We start from the raw sequence: 21,070 nt of genomic DNA, 5'->3' as shown, positions 1-21,070 counted from the left end.
CGTGCTCTCGGCCAGCTATTCGGCCCAACGATTCGCCGGGAGTTGGGGCACTCTCCCGCGCACGGCCGCTCGCGGGTCAGCCCCGGACCTGCCCGAGCCACTGCAGCGTGCGGCGGATTTCGGCCGGGAACGGATGCCCGGGTCCCTGGAGGCGCTCGGAGTCGTGCAGCAGGCGTACGAGGGTGTCGTGGGCGGCGGCGCGGTCGCCGAGGGCGAGCAGCAAGTGGCCGGTGCGGCGCCGCACTTCGAGGGGCAGGGTGAGGTCCGTGGTCGCGTACTGGTTCTCGTAATAGGGGAGCAGGGCGCGGTATTCGGCCAGTGCGGCGGCCGGTTCGCCGAGCTGTTCCAGGCACTGGGCTGCTTCGTAGCGGAACTGGAGGGCCTGGGGGTCGGCCTGGCCGGCCTCCGCGGCGCGCTCCTCGGCGAGGCGGCGCAGCTCGGGGAGCGCGCGGCGGTACTGGCCGTCGTCCATGAGCGTGGCGGCGTACTGCTTGCGGAGGGTGCGGACGACGGGTGAGTGCTCGCCGTGCTGGGCCGCGGCGGCGGGCAGGATCGCGCCGAGGATGTCGACGGCCTGTGTGATCCGGCCTTCGCCGAGGAGCCGCTTGACCTCGTCGACGGCGCCGACGACGTCGGCCTTGCCCTGGTCGGTGTGGGGCGTCGGGGCGGCGGCCTGGGGCGCGGGAGTGCGGGCGCGGTCGGGCCAGGGGGCGTGCGGGCGCAGGAACGGGCGGGTGGGGTCGAGGGGCCCGCCGGTCGGGGTGCCGCGCGCGGGCAGCAGCGGGAGCAGCGCCTCGTACGTCTCCTGGGCGGAGGCCGGGCGGTGCTGGGGGTCCTTGGCGAGCAGGCGCAGGACGAGCGCTTCGAGGGGTTCGGGGACCTCGGGGCGCAGCCGGCGGACCGGGATCGGCGGCTCGTAGAGGTGCCGGTGCAGGACGCCGAGCGCGGTGGAACCGGCGAACGGCACGTCCCCGCTGAGGAGTTCGTGCAGGAGTACGCCGAGTGCGTAGAGGTCGGTGTACGGGCCGACGGCGCCGCCCATGGCCTGTTCGGGGGCCATGTAGGCGGGGCTGCCGATGGGCGAGCCGGTGTGGGTGAGGCGCGTGGTGTCGGTGTCGAGGACGGAGGCGACGCCGAGGTCGAGGACGGTGACGGTGCCGTCCTGCTTGATCATCACGTTCCGCGGCTTGAGGTCGCGGTGCACGATCGGCACGGCGTGCACCGCGCACAGGACGGCGCACAGCTGGGCGGCGACGGAGACGGCCCACTGCCAGGGGTACGGGTCGTGCTCGGCGAGGTGGTCCGAGAGGTCGGCGCCGTCGACGTACTGCATGACGAGGTAGAGGTCCTCGCCCTGGGTGCCCGCGTCGTGGACGGTGACGAGGCCGGGGTGGTCGACCTGGGCGGTGACGCGGCACTCGCGGACGAAGCGTCGGCGCAGCTCGTCGGCCTCCTGGCCCGCGACGCGGTCGGGGCGCAGCAGCTTCACGGCGACGCGCCGGTCGAGCCGCTGGTCGTACGCCGTCCAGACCTGGCCCATGCCGCCCTGGCCGATGAGGGTGGACAGCTCGTACCGTCCGGCGACGAGCTGTCCGCCGCCGGTGTTCGGGGCCTGGGTCACCGTCCGCCTTCCTGCTTTCGCAGGTAGTCACTGAGTTCGTCGAGCTCGGCGCGGACCTGGTCGATGCGGTGGGCCTGCGGCGGCTGGTTCATGGGGCCGGGTATGGGGGTGGGGGTCGGCGCGGGACCGGCGGTCTGCGTGGGCTGCGCGTGGACGGGCGTCGTCGTGGGCGGCGGCGTGGGAGCGTAGCGCCCCTGCGGGTAGCCGTACACGGGCCCGCCGGTGAGCGGGGGCTGCTGCCCGAACGGGTTCGGGACCTGGCTCGCCTTCGCGTACCCGCCGCCGTAGTACGCGGCGCGCTTCCTGCGGCTGTGGCGGATGTCGGCGATGAGGTAGTACGTGACGACCCCGGCGAGCGTGAGCATCATGATCGTCATGCCGCCGTTGCCCCGCCAGGTCGTGAACTCGCTCTCCCCGGGGTCGCTGGCGAGCAGCGCGAACGTGCCCGCCTGGAGCGCGGCGACGGACCCGAAGACGATCCAGTGGGTCCGGGTACGGGTCGTCAGCGCGAGGCTGAGCAGCGCCGTCCACGCCAGGAATCCCATGCTCAGCACGGCCATCGCCACGAACACGACGCGCAGCACGATCCGCCCGGCCTCCGACGGGCGTGGTGGCGGTGGCATGTAGCCGTTGCCGTACATGGCCGCTCCTGCTCGCTCCTGCTGACGGGTCCTTCGGGTCCTACGTGTGTGTCGAGCGTATAGGCCGACTCCGACAACGGGCCCTGGGTTGTACGGAACCGTAGTGGGACCGGTACCGGACACGTCACCCGGGGCCGAGCGTGCCGTCCGTGAGTCCGTCGTGCAGGCCGCGCACGAGCTGTTCGCCTAGGCGGGCGGCCTGGCGCAGGGAGTCCTCGAACTCGGCCAGGGCGCGGAAGCGTTCGCCGTAGCGGTGCTGGTCGGCCAGTGGCAGGCGCGGCAGTTGGAGGCGGCGCACGTCGAGCCGGGTGGCGGTGGACGCGTAGCTGCTGGCCTGCCGGTGGTTGGCGGTGCCGCGCAGGAACCCGGCGAGGAACCAGGGGTCGAGAGCGGCCCGGTTCGGGCGCAGCAGGGTGAGGCCGCGGCCGAGCGCGGCACCCGCGGTGGCCTCGTCGACGACGCGGACGACAGCACCGCCGCCGGCCGGCGGGACGACCACGTCGCCGGTCTCGACGAGTACGGGTTCCTCGTCGCCGCTCTGGAGTGTGCCGGAGGGTGCGGTTCCGGCGAGGACGTCGTGGTCGGTGAGGACGGGGATGCGGGTGTCGGTCGAGGGGGTGACCGTAGCCGCAGTCGTCGCCGTCGCCGTCGCCGTCCGCAGCAACAGCGTGCCCGCGCGGGCGAGTTCGCCGACCGTGGTGAGGGGCCAGCGGGGTGGGGCGTCGGCGGGGTGCGGGCCGTCGGGGGTGCGGTCGGCGGTGCGCCGCAGGGTGTCGCCCAGGCGGTCCCGTACGTCGGCCAGCTGTTCGACGCCGCCGCCCTCGGCCGGGGGCGGCAGCCGGCGCGCGGGCGCGAGGTCCACCTCGTCGTCGAGCAGTTCGATGACGGGCACGGAGCGGGCGATGCCCGGCCGTTCGTCGAGGGTGCCGTCGCGGTCGAAGGTGCGCCAGGCGTCGAGCACGGTCTGCCGCACCTGCTCCCAGGGCAGCCGGTCGCGTCCGTCGCCGGGTCCGGCGGGGGCGCCGCCGGTCGTCTCCACGAGGAGCAGTTCCGGTGCCGGTGGCGTGCCCGCGCCGGGCCTGCGCAGGACCCACAGGTGCAGCGGGATGTTGTTGGGCGGGACCGATCCGGCGGGCAGCGCGATCACCGCGCGCAGGGCGCCCCGGCGCAGCAGGTCGGCGCGGATACGGCGGCCGGAGCGGCGGGACGCGGCGGCGGGCGGCATCAGCAGGACTGCGGTGCCGCCGTCGCGCAGGCGGGCCAACGCGTGCTGGATCCAGGCGAGTTCGGACTCGGTGCGGGCCGGGAACCCGTACTCCCAGCGGGCGTCGTAGGCGAGTTCGTCGTGGCCCCAGTTGCGTTCGTTGAACGGGGGGTGGGCGAGGACGGCGTCGGCGCGGACGTCGGGGAACGCGTCGGCGCGCAGGGTGTCACCGGCGGCCGTGCGCACGGTGGCGCCGTCGCCGCTCACGGAGCCGAGGGCGAGGCGGAGCGCGGTGAGGGCGGCGAGTTCGGGGGCGCTGTCCTGGCCGTAGAGGTGCCGGTCGGGCCCCGCGTCGAGGTCGCGGACGGCGCGCAGGAGGGCGCCGGTGCCGCAGGCCGGGTCGAGGACGGTGCGGGCGGGCCCGGCGAGCGCGGCCATGAGTTCGGCGGGGCCGGCGGGGGTGAGGGTGTACTGGCGCGGGTTGGCGTCGAGATGCCGGCCGAGCAGGAACTCGTACGTCTGACGGGCGCCCAGCTCGGCGGCGAGTTCGGCGGCGCCGCGCAGGAGCGGGACGGAGGGGGCGAGCGGGGTGGTGGGCGTGGACCCGGCGCCGGTCCCGACGCCGTCGAGGTGCACCGCGCGCACGTCCGGCGGGCCGAAGCGGCGCGTGAGTACGTCGTCCAGGGCGGCCGGGAGGCGCGCGGCCAGCTGCTCGTCGGAGAGGGCGGCGAGGTCGAGCCAGTCGGTGGGCCGGTCGTGGACGAGGAGCAGGGCGCAGCCCGCGTGCAGGAGGGCGACGGCGGGGCCCGCGGGGTGTCCGGCGAGCTGCTGCCAGACCCGTTCGCGCAGTGGCACTTCGGCAAGTTTGCCCTGGTCGCGCAGCCAGTTCTCGACGTCGGCGAGGGCGAAGGAAGGGCTGGTCTCGGTGCCGCCGACGGGCTTGGGGAAGTCGGGGTGGCGGCGGCGCCAGTTGCTGACGGCGGCACGGCCGACCCCGGCGAGCCGCGCGATCCCGGCCGCGGTCACTTCTGTCGCGTGGTCCTGCACTCGCCGTGCTCCCCTCGGCTCCCCCGCATGAACGTGGCGCCGAGCATACCCGCGCACGCGTAAGCCCCCCATTCACGCCCGTGTAAACACTTGGACACGTAAACGGTGTTGACTCGGTTCACAGGCGATGTTCTCATTGACCTATCGGAACGAGAGCCTTCTGTGGGGGGATCCACCATGGGCATGAAGAACAAGATCGCGCTGGGCGCCGTCGTCGCCGTCGCCACGCTTACCGCGTGCGGGCCGGGGGGTACCGCTGACGGCGCGAGCGACAAGCCGGCCTCAGCGAAGGGCGCGAGCGAGAAATCGGCCGCCCCCTTCGCTGACCTGTCAGGACCTCAGATCGTCAACAAGGCGATGGAGGCCACTCGCAGCGCCTCGTCCCTCACCGTGAAGGGGAGCGCCCCGGACGGCGACGGCGGGCAGATCGCGCTCGACGTCTCCCTCGACAGACGGGGCGAGTGCAAGGGCTCGCTGGGCATGGCGGGGCAGGGGAACGTCGACCTCATAAAGACGGGCCCGACCCTGTATCTCAAGTCGGACGAGAAGTTCCTGCGCGCCCAGTCCAAGGGCGAGTCCAAGGCCGACACCGAGGCCGTCGTGAAGATGCTCGCCGGGCGCTGGATGAAGTCGAAGGCGGACAGCCCCGACAGCAAGGAGATGACGGACTTCTGCGACCTCGGCACGCTGCTCGCCGAGTTCCGCAGCAACGACAACGTCGCCCGCAAGGGCAAGGCGACGACGGTCGACGGCACGCCCGCGTTCACCCTCACCGAGAGCGACGGCAAGGACGACTACACGATCTACGTGGCGACGGAGGGCAAGCCGTATCTGCTGAAGCTCGTCACGAAGTCCGCCAAGGAGCCGAGTTCACTCACGTTCTCGGGCTACGACAGACCGGTGAACGCCAAGGCTCCGGCGGACAAGGACGTGGTCGACCTGGACAAGATGGGGAGCTGACGCGCGGGGACCGGGCCCGCTGGCTCCTGGCTCAGCGCGAATCAGCTCCCGGCGCGCGCCCCTCGCGGCCCGCCCGCCCCGCCCCGCTCCCGAGCGGAGCGCTCCGTCAGCGGGCGTGGAAGCGCGAAGGCGCCTCCGTCGGGTTGCCGCCCTTGGGCAGTGCCTGGTCGGGGCAGTCCGACAACACCCGCTTCATGGCGTCCCGTTCGGCGGCCGTCACCCACAGCCCGTACTTCGTCTTCACGGCGACCTGCCCGGCGACATACGTGCACCGGTACCCCTTCTGGGGCGGCAGCCAGGTCGAGGTGTCGCCCTCGCCCTTGCTGCGGTTGGGGCCGGCGTCGACCGCGAGGAGGTTGAGCGGGTCGTTGGCGAGGGCGATGCGCTTGCTCGGGTTCCACTGCTGGGCACCCTTCTGCCAGGCGTCGGACAGCGCCACGAGGTGGTCGATGTCGATCTGGCTGCGCCCGCGCGTGAAGGTGATCTCCCGGCCGGTGTACGGGTCGGACGTGAGCCTCCCCGACGCCACAGTGCAGTCGCCGCCGCGGAACTTCACGTCCGTCAGATCCCGCTTGAGGATGTCGTCCCGGGTGTCGCAGCCGTTCGAGTCGGTGTCGGCCCAGGCGCTGCCGAACCGTTCCCTCGCGTAGCCCGTCTTGGGCGCCCGCCCCTTGACGGTCAGCGAGTCGACGGCGGCGAGCGCGCTGCCCGCCTTGCCCTCCGGCCCGGAACCTGAGCCCGATCCGGAGCCGCCCCGCTGCTCCACGGTGCATCCGGCGGCGGCCACGGCCACCAGTACGACGGTGACGGCTGCCCGCCCGGCGCCTCGCATCACGACGCTTCCCCCCTGCTCTTCCGGTTCGGGTGTCACCGTACCGGGTCAACGCCCCGTTGACGGGGACTCACAGGGAAGCGAGCGGAGGCGCCGGACGCCTCCGCTTCCACAACTGAAGAGCGGACCGGTCCTACGACCCCGGGCCCGACCGCCCACCGCGCCAGGGCCGACCGCCGTCTACGGCCCCAGGGCAGACCGCCGTCTACGACCCCAGGATCGACGTCAGGAACTCGCCCACCCAGCCGAGCAGTTCGCGTCCGACGAGCGGCTTGCCGCCCACCTTCGCGGTCTTGGGGCGCGGCACGAGCACCTGGTGCGCCGCCGCCTTGATGACCGTGCCCGGGTAGAGCCGCTTGAGCCGCAGCTCCTGCGACTCCCTCAGCTCCACGGGCGCGAAGCGGATGTTGTTGCCCTGAAGGACGATCTCGCCGACCCCGCAGGCCCGCGCGAACATGCGAAGTCCCGCGACGAGCAGCAGGTTCTCGACGGGTTCGGGCAGCTTGCCGTAGCGGTCGGTGAGTTCCTCGCGGACCGCCTTGACGTCGGCCTCCGTGTTGGCGGAGGCGATGGCACGGTAGGCCTGGAGCCTGAGCCGCTCGCCGGGCGCGTAGTCGTGCGGGACGTGCGCGTCGACCGGCAGCTCGATCTTGACCTCGAGCGGCGGCTCCTCCTCGACGCCGCCTTCGAGCGAGGCCCGGTAGTCGGCGACGGCCTCGCCGACCATACGGACGTAGAGGTCGAAGCCGACGCCCGCGATGTGTCCGGACTGCTCGCCGCCGAGCAGGTTGCCCGCGCCGCGGATCTCCAGGTCCTTCATCGCGACGTACATGCCCGCGCCCATCTCCGTGTGCTGGGCGATGGTGGCGAGACGCTCGTGCGCGGTCTCCGTCAGCGGCTTCTCCGGCGGGTACAGGAAGTACGCGTAACCCCGCTCACGCCCACGCCCCACACGGCCGCGCAGCTGGTGGAGCTGCGACAGGCCGAAGTTGTCGCCGCGCTCGACGATGAGGGTGTTGGCGTTCGAGATGTCGATGCCGGACTCGACGATCGTCGTCGAGACGAGGACGTCGAACTTCTTCTCCCAGAAGTCCACGACGACCTGTTCCAGGGCCTGTTCGGACATCTGGCCGTGGGCCGTCGCGATACGCGCCTCGGGGATGATGTCGCGCAGCCGGGCCGCCGCGCGGTCGATGGACTCGACGCGGTTGTGGATGTAGAAGACCTGGCCCTCGCGCAGCAGTTCACGGCGCACGGCCGCGCCGATCTGCTTCTCCTCGTACGGGCCGACGAACGTGAGGACCGGGTGGCGCTCCTCGGGCGGCGTCGTGATCGTCGACATCTCACGGATGCCGGTGACGGCCATTTCGAGCGTACGGGGGATGGGGGTCGCGGACATCGTCAGCACGTCCACGTTGGCCCGGAGCTTCTTCAGCTGCTCCTTGTGCTCGACACCGAAGCGCTGCTCCTCGTCGACGATGACCAGGCCCAGGTCCTTGAACTTCGTCTCGGACGAGAACAGCCGGTGCGTGCCGATGACGATGTCCACGGCCCCGTCGCGCAGGCCCTCCAGGGTCGCCTTCGACTCGGTGTCCGTCTGGAAGCGCGACAGCGCCCGTACCTTCACGGGGAACTGCTGGTAGCGCTCGGAGAACGTCCCGAAGTGCTGCTGCACGAGGAGGGTCGTCGGCACGAGTACGGCGACCTGCTTGCCGTCCTGGACGGCCTTGAACGCGGCGCGCACCGCGATCTCCGTCTTGCCGTAACCCACGTCGCCGCAGATCAGCCGGTCCATCGGGACCGTCTTCTCCATGTCCTCCTTGACCTCGGCGATCGTCGTGAGCTGGTCGGGGGTCTCCGCGTACGGGAACGCGTCCTCCAGCTCGCGCTGCCAGGGGGTGTCCGGGCCGAAGGAGTGGCCGGGGGCCGCCATGCGCGCCGAGTACAGCTTGATGAGGTCGGCGGCGATCTCCTTGACGGCCTTCTTGGCGCGCGCCTTCGTCTTGGTCCAGTCGGCGCCGCCGAGCCGGTGCAGGGTCGGGGCCTCGCCGCCGACGTACTTGGTGATCTGCTCCAGCTGGTCGGTGGGGATGTAGAGGCGGTCGCCGGGCTGGCCGCGCTTGGCGGGGGCGTACTCGACGACGAGGTACTCGCGGGTGGCGCCCTGCACCACGCGCTGGACCATCTCGATGTAGCGGCCCACGCCGTGCTGCTCGTGGACGATGTAGTCGCCGGATTCGAGGGTGAGCGGGTCGATGGTCTTGCGGCGGCGGGCCGGCATCCGCTGGCCGTCCTTGCCGGCGGCCTTCTGGCCGGTCAGGTCGGTCTCGGTGAGGACCGCGAGCCTGAGGGCAGGGTCCACGAAGCCGTAGTCGATGGAGCCGCAGGAGACCTGCACGACCGACGGGGTCAGCTCGGTCAGCTGCTGGTCGAGGCGGGCCGCGATGCCCTCGCCGCCGAGCACCTCGACGGTGCGGGTGGCGGGGCCGTGCGCCTCGGTGACGTAGACCGTGCGCCAGCCGTCGGACAGCCAGCCCTTGGTGTCGGCGAGCGCCCGCGCGGTGTCGCCCCGGTACGACTCGGGGGCGTGCATCCCGAGCTTCAGGGTGTCCGACCCAAGCTCTTCGTCAGCCGCGAAAGGCGAGACCGACCACCACATCATGTCCAGCTCGCGCGCCCGGTCCCGGACGTCGGCGATGGACCACAGGGACGCCGCGTCCACGTCGATCGGGGCCTCACCGCCGCCCGCGGTCGCCGCCCACGACGCCTGGAGGAACTCCTGCGACGTGGCGACGAGGTCGGAGGCGCGCGTGCGCACCCGCTCCGGGTCGCAGACGACCGCCATGGAGCCCTCGGGCAGGACGTCGAGCAGCAGCTCCATGTCGTCGACGAGGACAGGAGCGAGGGATTCCATGCCTTCTACGGCGATGCCCTCCGCGATCTTGCCGAGGAGTTCGCCCAGCTCAGGGTGCTCCTCGGCGAGGGCGGCGGCCCGCTCGCGTACGGAATCGGTGAGCAGGAGCTCGCGGCAGGGCGGCGCCCACAGGCCGTGCTCGGCGACCTCGAGGGACCTCTGGTCCGCGACCTTGAAGTAGCGGATCTCCTCGACGTCGTCGCCCCAGAACTCGACGCGGAGCGGGTGCTCCTCGGTCGGCGGGAAGACGTCGAGGATGCCGCCGCGCACGGCGAACTCGCCGCGCTTCTCGACGAGTTCGACCCGGGCGTACGCGGCCGCCGCGAGCGCTTCGACCGTCTCGTTCAGGTCGGCGCTCTGCCCGGTGCGCAGCGCCACGGGCTCCAGGTCGCCGAGCCCCTTGACCTGCGGCTGGAGCACCGACCTGACGGGCGCGACGACGACGGAGACCGGGCCGGTCTCGGGGTCGTCGCTGCGGGGGTGGGCGAGGCGGCGCAGGACGGCGAGGCGGCGGCCCACGGTGTCGGAGCGCGGGGAGAGCCGCTCGTGCGGCAGCGTCTCCCAGGAGGGGTACTCGACGACGCCGTCCGGCGGGAGCAGCGAGCGCAGGGCGGCGGCCAGGTCCTCGGCCTCACGCCCGGTCGCCGTCACGGCGAGCACGGTCCGGCCGGTCTCCCGCGCGAGGCCCGCCACGGCGAAGGGCCGCGCGGCGGGCGGTCCGACCAGGTCCACGTGCGGGCGGTTCCCGTCACCGGCGGCCTTCACCGCTTCGGCGAGCGCGGAGTCTCGTACGACGGCGTCCAGCAGACCGTGCAGGCTCATGAAGGTCTTCCATCCCGGAGAGTGGGCAACGCGATGCGCCCGACACGTCGAACGGGCCGGGGGGCTTCCAGACTACGACGCGCCACGGACACCCGCGTGCGGATCTTCCGCGGTCCCGCTGACGTGCGGCAGCCCGTCGCCCGCACGCACGGCGGCCTCGGAGCGTCCGTGCTCGACGCTCCGGGGCCGCCGTCCCCGTTCACCCCCGGCCTACTCCGTAGCGATCGCCCCCAGCACATTCATCCGCCCCGCCCGGAACGCCGGGATCAAGGCTGCGAACAGGCCCACGAAGGCCGAGCCGGCGAAGACCGTGAGGATGGTCGTCCAGGGGATCTGGAGGACGTCCAGGCCCTCCAGGGCGAGGAGTTTCTGGGCCGTCGCGCCCCAGCCCATGCCGAGGCCGAGGCCCAGGAGCGCGCCGAAGAGGGCGATGACCACCGACTCCAGGCGGATCATGCGGCGCAGCTGGCGGCGGGAGAGGCCGATGGCACGCATCAGGCCGATCTCGCGGGTCCGCTCGACGACCGACAGGGCCAGCGTGTTCACGACGCCCAGGATCGCCACGATGATCGCGAGGGCGAGCAGCCCGTAGATCATGTTGAGGAGCTGGCCGATCTGGTCCCTGAGGGTCTTCTTGTAGTCGGTCTGGTCCTTGACGTGGACCGTCGGGTCGGCGGCGACCGCGGACTTCAGCGCCTTGTACGCCTGGTCGGCCTTGCCGGGCTGCGCCTTGGCGAACATCATCCCGTTCAGCGGCAGCCGGTCCGCCGGCACGTACCGTTCGGCGGTCGCGAGGTTCACGTACATCGCGCCCTTGTCGAACGTGGTGTCGTCCGAGGTGATCGCCGCGATCCGCAGGCGGGCCGTGCGGCCGTGGTCGAAGGCGACGCTCATCGTGTCGCCGACCTTGAGGTGGTTCTTCCCGGCGAACGCCGAGCCGACCGACATCGCGTCCTTCCCGTACGCCGCCGACAGCTCACCGGCGGTCGTCTCGCGCCGCAGGTCCTGCGCGTACGACGGGGTCGCGGCGACCAGGCCCTCCTCCTCCTTCACTCCGCCCGGCGTGGTCAGCGTCGCCTTCACGAACTTGACCTCGGTGACGCGGGAGACGTACGGCGCCTCCTTCAGGGCCTCGGCGGCCTGGGGCTTCAGGCCGTTCTGCCCCTGGACGATGAAGTCGGCGCCGACCGACTTGTCGAGCTCGCTCGTGGCCGAGGCGACCATCGAGGAGCCGACGACGGACAGGCAGGCCACGAGCGCGAGGCCGATCATCAGGGCCGCGCCGGTGGCGCCGGTGCGGCGCGGGTTGCGCAGCGCGTTCCGCTCCGCCATGCGGCCGACAGGGCCGAACATCCGCAGCAGTACGACGCTGATCACGCGGACCACGCCCCCCGCGAGCAGCGGCCCGACCACCACGAACCCGACGAGCGTGGCGACGATGCCGACGCCCAGCCACAGGGACCCCTCGCTCGCCTTCGCCGCCTGCGTCGCCGTGTAGAGCGCGAAGCCGCCGCCCGCCGTGAGGACGATCCCGATCAGGCCACGCACCAGTCCCGCCTTGACGTCGGCGGGGGTGCCCGCGTCCCTGAGCGCGGCCATCGGCGACACCTTGCCCGCGCGGCGGGCCGGTACGTACGCGGCGAGGACGGTCACGACGATGCCGAGAAGCAGCCCGGTCACCGGCGTCGTCCACCGGATCGTCAGGTCGTCCGTGGACAGGTCCATGCCCATGGACGACATCAGCTTCATCAGACCGACGGCGAGCCCCACGCCCGCGCCGACCCCGACGACCGACCCGACGACACCGAGCAGCAGCGCCTCCACAAGCACCGACCGGTTGACCTGCTTACGGCTCGACCCGATCGCCCGCATCAGGCCGATCTCGCGGGTGCGCTGGGCGACCAGCATCGAGAACGTATTGATGATCAGGAAGATGCCGACGAGGAACGCGATCCCGGCGAAGCCGAGCATGGCGTACTTGATGACGTCCATGAAGGAGCCGACGTCCTTGCGGTTGGCGTCCGCCGTCTCCTTCTGCGTCTGGAACTTGTACGGCCCGTCGAGGGACGCCGCGACGTTCTTCTTGAGCTGGGCGTCACTGACACCGGCGTCGGCTGTGACGTTGATCTGCGTGAACTGCCCTGCGCTGCCCAGGAGTTCACGCTGCGCGGTGGCCGTGTCGAAGAAGACGACGGCCGCCCCCGGATTGGTCACTGTGAAGGAGGCGATGCCGACGATCCGCGCTCTGAAGTCACCGGTGGCCGCGATGGTGCGCAGCTCGTCGCCGAGCTTCAGGTGGTGCTTGTCGGCGGTGTTGGAGTCGACCATGACCTCGGTGGGCCCGCGCGGGGCGTGACCCGAGCTGATCTTCATGGACCGCAGGTCGTTACGGGTCCAGTTGCCCGCGATAGTGGGGGCGCCGTTCTCGGACCCCATGTTCTTGTCGGCCGCGTTCACGACGGTCACGTCCATCGAACTGACCGCGCCCTCGGCCGACTTGACGCCCTCGGCCCGCGCGACCCGGGCGACGGCGGAGGCCGGCATCGACTCGGGCCGCCCGGTGTCGCTGTTCTCGGCCTGCGCGTCCTTCGGACTGACAGTCACGTCCGACGACGTCGCCGCGAAGAGCTTGTCGAACGTCGTGTCCATCGTGTCCGTGAAGACGAGCGTGCCGCACACGAACGCCACCGACAGCAGCACGGCGACGGCGGAGAGCGCCATACGCCCCTTGTGCGCGAAGAAGTTGCGCAGGGAGGTCTTCAACATGGTGTTGCCACTCACCCGGGAAGTCGTCCGGGCACCCGTACGCGCACTCATGACGTGCGGCCCCGCGCGTCGAAGTCCTTCATGCGGTCGAGGACGGACTCGGCCGTGGGGCGGAGCATCTCGTCGACGATGCGGCCGTCCGCGAGGTAGAGCACCCGGTCCGCGTACGACGCGGCGACCGGGTCGTGGGTGACCATCACGATGGTCTGGCCCAGCTCGTCGACGGACTGCCGCAGGAAGCCGAGGATCTCGGCGCCGGCGCGCGAGTCCAGGTTGCCGGTCGGCTCGTCGCCGAAGATGATCTCCGGCCGGGCGGCGAGGGCGCGGGCCACTGCGACGCGCTGCTGCTGGCCGCCGGACAGCTCGGTGGGCCGGTGCTTCAGGCGCTCCGCGAGGCCGACCGTCCGTACGACGCGCTCCAGCCACTCCTTGTCCGGCTTGCGGCCCGCGATGTCCATGGGGAGCGTGATGTTCTCCAGGGCGTTCAGCGTCGGCAGCAGGTTGAACGCCTGGAAGACGAAGCCGATCCGGTCCCGGCGCAGCCGCGTGAGCTTCTTGTCCTTGAGGCCGGTGATCTCGGTGTCGTCCAGGTAGATCTGCCCGGACGTCACGTTGTCGAGCCCGGCCAGGCAGTGCATGAGCGTGGACTTGCCGGACCCCGAGGGGCCCATGATCGCGGTGAACTCACCGCGGGCGATGTCCACGTCGACCTGGTCGAGGGCGACGACGCGCGTCTCGCCCGAGCCGTAGGCCTTGACGACCTGCCGCGCCCGCGCGGCAACGGCCGCCTGCCCTCCAGTACCTCCGTGCCGGGGAATGGTCACAGCCGTTGTCACGGTACGTCTCCTCTTCCTGAACGAGTCTGAGTGAGCGGATGCGGTGTACGTCAGAGTCTGGTGACGCGGGGCCCCTGGCGCGCTGGTGGAAGTCGCCGTCTTTCCCGGGGGAAAACCCCACCCCTCGACGGTAGGAAGAACCCCCCTCCCCTCTCGTCCTCCACGAGTACGAACCGCCCCCGATCCCTGATACGGAGGTCCCCCTAGGGGAGGTCCACCCGCCGGTGGAGTGGGGTCTAGGGGTTGGTCCACCTCTGGGCGCAGTCACTCTGCACCCTGCCGCTGCGGCAGGTGCAAGTGAGAAGGTGTCGAGGGTGAGATAGATGCAGGGGGAAGGAATCCGGTGGGCGGGGCGGCATCGCAAGCGAGTACGAGTACGGGCACAGGAGCGAACGCGAACCGGCGGCGGGGCGCAGTGGTCGCCGCCCTGATGCTCTCCATGGCAGTGGTGGCCCTCGACTCCACCATCGTCTCCACCGCCGTCCCGCAGATCGTCGGCGACCTCGGCGGCTTCTCCGTCTTCTCCTGGCTCTTCTCCGGCTACCTGCTCGCCGTCACCGTCACCCTGCCGGTCTACGGCAAGCTGTCCGACACGTTCGGCCGCAAGCCCGTACTCATCGGCGGCACCGTCCTCTTCCTCCTCGGCTCGACGCTGTGCGCGGCCTCCTGGAACATGGGCGCGCTCATCGCGTTCCGCGTCGTCCAGGGCCTGGGCGGCGGCGCCATCCAGGGCACGGTCCAGACGCTGGCCGCCGACCTCTACCCGCTCAAGGAGCGCCCCCGCATACAGGCCAGGCTCTCCACGGTGTGGGCGACCTCGTCCGTCGCGGGCCCCGCACTCGGCGGCCTGCTCGCCTCCGGCGCGGGCTGGCGCTGGATCTTCCTCATCAACCTCCCCGTCGGCGCCCTCGCCCTCTGGCTCGTCGCCCGCCAACTCCACGAGCCCGTACGGGAGAAGGGCCCGCGCGCCCCCATCGACTGGGCCGGCGCACTCGCCGTGTTCGCGTGCGGCGGCGTCCTGCTGACGGCCCTGGTCCAGGGCGGCGTCGCGTGGGACTGGCTGTCGACGCCGTCAATCGCCTTGTTCGGTACGGGAATTGCGCTCATCGGGGTCGTGGTCGCCGTCGAGCGGCGCGCCGCCGAACCGATCATCCCGGGCTGGGTCTGGCGCCGCCGCACGATCGCGGCGGTGAACCTCGCACTCGGCGCGCTGGGCCTCCTGATGGTGGCGCCGACGGTGTTCGTCCCGACGTACGCGCAGGCCGTCCTGGGCCTCGCTCCGATGGCGGCGGGCTTCGTCCTGTCCGCGATGACGCTGAGCTGGCCGGTCTCGGCGGCGATGAGCCAGCACGTCTACCGCCGAATAGGCTTCCGCAACACGGCGGTGGTAGGCATCACGGCGGCCGTCCTGATCCTCCTGGCCTTCCCGCTCCTCCCCTACCCGGGCGCCGCGTGGCAGCCCGCGCTGATCATGCTGGCGCTGGGCGCGGCACTCGGCCTCTTCCAACTCCCGCTGATCGTCGGGGTCCAGTCGACGGTGGGCTGGGCGGAACGCGGCACGACGACGGCCTCGGTCCTGTTCTGCCGCCAGATCGGCCAGACACTGGGCGCGGCCCTGTTCGGAGCGGTGGCCAACACGGTCCTGGCGCGGCGCTTGGGCGGCGCGGGCTCACTGGACGCGGTGGCGAAGGCCCTGGAGAACCCGACGTCGATCGCAGACCCGGACCGCCTGCGCCACGCGGTGGCAACGGCGGTGGACGCGGTCTACGTAGGCGCGGCGGGCGCGGCAGCCCTCGCCCTGATCATCCTCCTGACCTTGGCCCCACGCCGCTTCCCGGCACTCGACCAGGAACCGGCGCCGGAACCGGACGCTACGGGGTCACGCCCGCGGGAGGACGGGGCCACGACGCCGCGAGGGTGAGGGCCGCGTGGCGAGGGCGCGAGTTGAGGGCACGAGTTGGTTGAGGGCGGAAGCCGCCGCCGCAGGGCCATGCCCTGAGCGCCTACGGAGTGCTGCCCGCGAGACCGCGCGCCGCGAGCGCCGCGAAGCCGCCGGCCCGACTCCGCACGAAGCGCCCCCGCCATCCCGCCGGCGACGACTGCCCCGGCAAGCCGTCAGACCACCCGCCGGTTCAGCCCCCAGCACCGGCGGCGCTCCACCAGGAACGCACCCCCAACGGACTCCCCCGTAACCGACCGGCCCCCGACGAATCCCCCGTAACCGAGCGAGCCCCCTAAGACTCCTACTCCCCTACTCCTCGCCCGTAATAGACCGCCCCGTCAGCGCGGCCAGTGTGCTGCGGACGTGTTCCATGTGGGCGCGGAGCTCATCGCTCTGTTCGGCGTGTTCGCGCAGGATGCGTTCCGTTTCGCGGTTGACGCGCTCCTCGTGGCGGTTCGCCTCCGCGAGGAGGTCCGCCGCGCCCGCCTCCGCGTCCTCCTGGCCGTGGCGGGCGGCTTCCTCCGTGTCGGCGTACGTGCGCCGCGCCTCCGAGAGACGCCCCTCGGCCTGCTCCGTGCGTTCCGCGTCGCGCGCGTCCGCCGCGGCCTCGCGCGCGTCCATCTCCCGCTCGGCCTCGGCCCGCCGCTCGGCGTGGTCCTTCTCCTGGCCGGCGAGCGTCGCAGCCGTCCGCTTCCTCATGGCGTAGAGCCCGGCCAGCGCATCCGACCGCTGCTCCGAGGCAACGTCACGCGCCGTCGCACGGATCCCGTCCGCCGTGGCCGTGTCCGCGCCCACCCGCTCGTCGGCGGCCTTCTCCGCCGCGGCCAGTACGGCGTCGGCGTCGGCGCGCGCAGCGTCACGTACGGCCTGCGCCGCCGCGTCCCCGTCCTCCCCGATCCGCCGGACGGCATCCGCCGCACCAGTCCCCACCGCCTCGACCTCGTCCTGCACGAGGGCGAAGAGCGCGCGGGCGCGCGGAGTCAGGGACTCGTACTCCTGCGGGGCGAGCCCCCCGACGGCCAGCCGCAGGCGCTCCGCCTCGGCCTCGAGGTCCGCCACCTGGGCGGCCAGCAGGGCGGCGCGCTCATGGGCGTCGTCGCGGTCCCGGAACAGCTCGGCGGCCTTGGCGTCCACCTGCTCGGGGTGGTAGCCGCGGCCCCGTCCCAACACGAAGCCCTGGGGCGACACCGATGCACCGCTACTCATCCTGAATTCCCCTCTGGATTCCGGCTCTCCGGCCCGGCACGCGTCAAATCACGTCGATCACGTCGATGACGTCGGTCCGAAGTGCTCATAACGCGACACTCCGCCCAACCTCCCGACAAGGATGCGTCAAATTCTGCCGAAAGCCGGAATCGGTTACCCATCCGCGAGCGACGTCACACGGCACCTCCACAACCAGCGGCGCCCGCCGGAAAAGAGGCGCGCGACCGATACGGCCGCACGCCCCTCTCCGTGCTCACGTACGCGTTACAGCAGCCCGTCCCACATCTGCTCGAGCAGCACCGACCACCAGCCCTCCGGCGACGCGAGTGCCGCCGGGTCGACGGCGGCCAGCTGCGCCTGGAAGTCGACGGTCCAGCGGCCCGCCTGCTCCTGGTTGAGCCCGAACCGCAGCGGCCACATCCTGCCGAGCACGGCCAGGCTGCGCGCGAACTCGGGCAGCCCCGTGTTCACGAACTGCGGCGGCACGGGAGCGCCACCCGGCCCGGCCTCGACCGGCACGGTCACGATGTTCGCCGTGCCGTACTGGACACAGACGGCACGCCCGAAGTCGCTGCCCATCACGAGGTACGACCCCGCATCCGACGCGGGCTGCACCCCCCGCTCCTGCGCCAGCTCGGCGAGCGTCGGCACCGGGCGGCCCGGCTGGGCCTGCGCCCAGAAGAACGGCCCGAAGTCGGCGGGCAGACCCGCGACGACGAGGGTGTGCGCCACGATGTCCGGCACGCCCTGCCGGGACACGGACCGCTGGTCGAACCGGTACACACCGGGCCCGAAGGCCGCGGCCAGCTCCTGCCCGATCGCCTCCGGCGGAACCGGCGGCATGGGCTGGGCGGGCGGCAGCGGAGCCCGTACCGGCGCGAGCCGCGCCGGCCCGTCGGCGACCTGGTGCAACTCGCCCTGGTGCGCAATGAGTTGCTGCATACCCTGCTGACGCGAGGCATGGTCGCGGCCGTACGGGGCGATGGACGTGATCCGGGCCTGCGGCCACTGCTCACGGATCATGCGGGCGCAGTACGCACCCGGCAGCTCGCAGGACTCCAGCTCCGTGTGCAGCTCCAGAACCTGGTCCGGCGGGATGTTCATGCCGCGCAGCTCGTGGAAGATCTGCCACTCGGGGTGCGGAGTACCGGGCGCCGAGCGGCGGATGAGCTGCTGCTCGGACCCGTCGGGCGCGCGGTAACGCAGCACAGCCTGGTACCCGGGCCCGACGGTCGGCTGACCGGTGGGCTGCGGATACCCGTACGCGGCGGGGGGCGGCCCGCCCGGAACCTGCTGACCGGGCATGGGCGGCGGCATCGGCATACCGCCGGGCGCCTGCGGCGGCGGGGGCGGCGGCATACCGGGACCGACCTGTCCGGGCCCGGCGAGCATGGTCGCGGCGGCGTGCACACCACCGGGCGGGGTGCCGGGCGCACCGGGTGCGCCGGGAGCCCCAGGCATACCGGGCGCGCCGGGTGCCGCCGGCGGAGGCGGCGTACCGGGACCGACCTGGCCCGGACCGGCCAGCATCGTCGCGGCCGCGTGCACACCACCGGGCGGCGTACCAGGAGCCCCAGGCGGACCGGGAGGCTGCGGCGTACCGGGCGCACCCGGCGGCATCGGCGCACCCGCACCAGGCGCTCCGGGCGGACCGGGAGGCTGAGGCGCCCCCGGAGTCCCGGGCGCGCCGGGCGGCTTGGGCGCACCAGGGCCACCCATGGTGCCGGGCGCGAGCATGGTCGCGGCGTGGTGCACACCGCCGGGCGGCGTGGCACCCGGCGCGGGCGGGACGTCAGGCCCGTCGGGGAGCTGCGAGACGAGCTGCGTCGCCACGTAACCACCGGCCGGAGCACCGGGAGCGCCGGGAGCCGGAGGCCGCGCACCGGGAGTACCGGGCGCGCCGGGCGGCGGCGGAGTCGTCGAACCGCCCCCGCGCGAAGCACCGCGCGGCGGACCCTGCGCCTTGCTGGTCGCGGCGTCGGCGATGTCCCCGGCACCGGGGGCGAGCGGCCGCCCGGAAGCGTCCAGCCCGGCGGCGGCCGGCACACCCTGCGCCGGAGTCCCCGGCACGCCGGCCCCCGAACTCCCGGGCACCGGCGGCACGTTGACACCGGAAGCCGGAGTACCCGGCCCCTGCGGGTACCCGTACGCATCGGGTGCACCCGGCACCGGCGGCACATCGGCACCGGCCGGCGGCGGAGGCGTACCGGGACCCTGCGGATACCCGTACGCGTCCGGCGCACCCGGCGGCGGAGTCTGCGGAACACCGGGCAGAGGCGTCGGCTGCGCGCCGGTCGGCGGAGTCTGAGGCGTGGCCGGCTTTATGGCCGGAGCAACAGCCGTACTCGGAAGCTGACTGCCGCCCGACATCAGCGCGGTCTTGGCCTCGGGCGGCGTGACGGGCGGGCCGCTGTCGGCCAGCGGAGGCGCGAACACGGTCGCGGGCAGCTGGACCGAACGGTCCTCTTCCTCACCGGCGTTGGTGTCCGTACCGGCCCACGGGGTGGCCCCGACAGGAGCAGCGGGCGAAGCGGGCCACGGAGCAGCCCCACTGTCACCGCCACCGCCAGAAGCCGCCACGACCTCCGGAGAAGAAGCCTCCGAAGAAGCCGAACCCGAAGAAAACGAACCCGAAGAAGCCGAAGCCGCAGCAGACGAAGCCGCCCCAGAAGCAGCAGCCCCCGTCGGGGCGCTCTCCCCCCTACGGTCCGGAATCCCCAGCTTGTCCGCCGCCTCCTGGAGCCACTCAGGCGGGCTCAACAGGAAGGACGTCTGATTGAGATCAACCCGCTCGGGCGGAGCCTCCGCCGGCGCCGGCGAGGCGGCAGGCTGCCCGTACTCCTCCTCGTACCGCCGGATCACCTCACCCACCGGCAGTCCCGGCCACAGCGTGGCGTCACCGCTGTCGCGCGCGATGACGAGCCGCTGGCGCCCGCCGTCGGACACCGGACCGCCCTCGCGGTCCTCGGCCCACACCACGAACCCCAGCTCGAACTCCCGCACCCGCACCTCACGGTGCTGGTAGCCAGGCACATCCCCGTTGATCCACTCTTCGGCGCGCTCCTGCGCCTGCGCGAACGTCACCATCGGACACTCACCCTTCGTCCGGGACAGTCGAAGCAGCCGAAGCGGCCGGCACGGCAGGGTCGACGGCGCGCGCGAAGCCGCCGTCCACCATCAGGTTCGCCACCGTCTCCAGCTCCGGCGGATTGCCCGCGAGCCGGGCGAGGAACGCGTCGAAGTCGTCACCGCAGGGCAGCAGCAGACGCTCCACCCGCTCGGCGACGGACCACCCGGCGGTGTCCCCGTTGTCCCGCGCGTCGTCGTACGCGCAGAACCACACGGAACCGATCCGCTCACCCTTGACCTTCACGGCGAGAATGCCGCCCTGCACGAACCCGACGCCCAGATAGTCCTTGGTCAGGTGATCGCGCAGACACTTGTTGACGTACACCAGGTCGTTGACCGCGGCTTCGTCGCGCACCGTGAAGAACGGCTGGTCGATCAGCAGCCCCAACTCGGCGTCGAGCGCCGCCCCCACAGGGGCACACCCGCCCGCGGCCTTGAGGAACGCCCGGTACGCGCCGGGCAGCCGGTACCCCAGATCCTCCTCGGCACCGAGAACCTGCTGCTCCGTCACGGCGACGGACGACTTCGGCAGCCCGAAGTGGGCGGGCCGCGTCTCCTGCAACGGGCGCGTGCCGCGCTTGCGGTGGTCCACCGCGGCAGTGGCGAGTCCGCCGTGATGACGCAGCAGAGCCTTCACCTCGACCGGCACCAGCTCCATGCGCCGGCTCCCCGGCACGTGGTGCCAGGTCCAGCCGTGCGGCGTCGCGACGGGCACGATCGTGTCCCACAGCTCGTGCCCGGCGGCGGCCATCGCGGCGTTGGCGGACACGTAATCCGTGAGCCGCAGCTCGTCAACGCCGAAGCCCTCAGGAGGATCGGCGATCTCGGTCGCGGCACGCGCATACGCGGAGAAGTCCGGGAAGCCGTTCCCGTCGATCCGTACACCTCTGGGATGGCGCGCCGCGCGGACCGGGTCCGGGAAGTGCACGACCTGCCCGGCGTAGGCCGCGTTCGGCGGCGCGGCTTGTCCCCCAGCCTGGCGGCTGGGCGGTGCCCCCAGCCCTAGCCGACCTGTCGTCATGGCGGTTGCCCCCTGCGGCACTGTTATGGATCGCGGATAGCGACAGCCTATGCGGTAGTAAGACAGCGGTCACCGGCCCTCCGGTTCCATGACCAGCAGTCACCCCACCGTGACGATGAGCCCACGCTC

12 protein-coding genes are annotated in these 21,070 nt (G+C 72.3%); 2 read left to right on the top strand and 10 right to left on the bottom strand.

Annotated features, from left to right (window positions below):
- Positions 1-76 precede the first annotated feature (76 nt).
- From ABZ893_RS16960 to ABZ893_RS16950, 3 genes are all read right to left on the bottom strand, one after another.
- Entirely contained in the window at positions 77-1,567 is a 1,491-nt protein-coding gene (locus tag ABZ893_RS16960; RefSeq protein ID WP_361403603.1) for a protein kinase, read from the bottom strand.
- Positions 1,568-1,617: 50 nt separating this feature from the next.
- Entirely contained in the window at positions 1,618-2,262 is a 645-nt protein-coding gene (locus ABZ893_RS16955; protein ID WP_361403466.1) for a hypothetical protein, read from the bottom strand.
- Positions 2,263-2,386: 124 nt separating this feature from the next.
- Positions 2,387-4,513, bottom strand: coding sequence for an N-6 DNA methylase (locus ABZ893_RS16950; protein ID WP_361403464.1), 2,127 nt, complete (start codon positions 4,511-4,513; stop codon positions 2,387-2,389).
- A gap of 177 nt (positions 4,514-4,690) precedes the next feature.
- Between ABZ893_RS16950 and ABZ893_RS16945 the strand changes: the two genes are divergently transcribed.
- Positions 4,691-5,473 carry a hypothetical protein gene (locus ABZ893_RS16945; protein WP_361403461.1) on the top strand — a complete coding sequence of 261 codons (783 nt, stop codon included), beginning with the start codon at positions 4,691-4,693 and terminating at the stop codon, positions 5,471-5,473.
- A gap of 106 nt (positions 5,474-5,579) precedes the next feature.
- Here the strand turns inward: ABZ893_RS16945 and ABZ893_RS16940 are convergent, their stop codons facing one another.
- From ABZ893_RS16940 to ABZ893_RS16925, 4 genes are all read right to left on the bottom strand, one after another.
- Positions 5,580-6,305, bottom strand: coding sequence for an HNH endonuclease family protein (locus ABZ893_RS16940; protein ID WP_361403600.1), 726 nt, complete (start codon positions 6,303-6,305; stop codon positions 5,580-5,582).
- A gap of 205 nt (positions 6,306-6,510) precedes the next feature.
- The gene (gene mfd / locus ABZ893_RS16935) at positions 6,511-10,041 is read right to left on the bottom strand and encodes a transcription-repair coupling factor (protein WP_361403457.1); all 3,531 of its coding nucleotides are present in this window, start codon (positions 10,039-10,041) and stop codon (positions 6,511-6,513) included.
- 210 nt (positions 10,042-10,251) lie between these two features.
- Positions 10,252-12,807: an FtsX-like permease family protein gene (locus ABZ893_RS16930; protein ID WP_361403454.1), complete on the bottom strand. Its 2,556-nt coding sequence runs from the start codon at positions 12,805-12,807 to the stop codon at positions 10,252-10,254.
- 47 nt (positions 12,808-12,854) lie between these two features.
- Positions 12,855-13,643, bottom strand: a complete 789-nt coding sequence (locus ABZ893_RS16925) for an ABC transporter ATP-binding protein (protein WP_361403451.1) — start codon at positions 13,641-13,643, stop codon at positions 12,855-12,857.
- A 343-nt stretch (positions 13,644-13,986) separates the two neighbouring features.
- Between ABZ893_RS16925 and ABZ893_RS16920 the strand changes: the two genes are divergently transcribed.
- Positions 13,987-15,564 carry an MDR family MFS transporter gene (locus tag ABZ893_RS16920; RefSeq protein ID WP_361403448.1) on the top strand — a complete coding sequence of 526 codons (1,578 nt, stop codon included), beginning with the start codon at positions 13,987-13,989 and terminating at the stop codon, positions 15,562-15,564.
- A gap of 330 nt (positions 15,565-15,894) precedes the next feature.
- Here ABZ893_RS16920 and ABZ893_RS16915 read toward each other — a convergent pair whose 3' ends face one another.
- The 3 genes from ABZ893_RS16915 to ABZ893_RS16905 all read right to left on the bottom strand — a co-directional run bounded on the left by ABZ893_RS16915 (position 15,895) and on the right by ABZ893_RS16905 (position 20,941).
- Positions 15,895-16,791, bottom strand: coding sequence for a cellulose-binding protein (locus ABZ893_RS16915; RefSeq protein ID WP_361403445.1), 897 nt, complete (start codon positions 16,789-16,791; stop codon positions 15,895-15,897).
- Positions 16,792-17,055: 264 nt separating this feature from the next.
- Complete coding sequence (locus ABZ893_RS16910; protein WP_361403442.1) at positions 17,056-19,878, bottom strand: SUKH-4 family immunity protein; 2,823 nt, start codon at positions 19,876-19,878, stop codon at positions 17,056-17,058.
- A 7-nt stretch (positions 19,879-19,885) separates the two neighbouring features.
- The gene (locus ABZ893_RS16905; RefSeq protein WP_361403439.1) at positions 19,886-20,941 is read right to left on the bottom strand and encodes an SMI1/KNR4 family protein; all 1,056 of its coding nucleotides are present in this window, start codon (positions 20,939-20,941) and stop codon (positions 19,886-19,888) included.
- Positions 20,942-21,070: the final 129 nt, after the last annotated feature.

Source organism: Streptomyces sp. NPDC046821 (genome assembly GCF_040645335.1).
Lineage (GTDB): Bacteria > Actinomycetota > Actinomycetes > Streptomycetales > Streptomycetaceae > Streptomyces.
The sequence above is the reverse complement of the archived record's forward strand: the minus strand, read 5'-3'. Positions and strand labels throughout refer to the sequence as shown.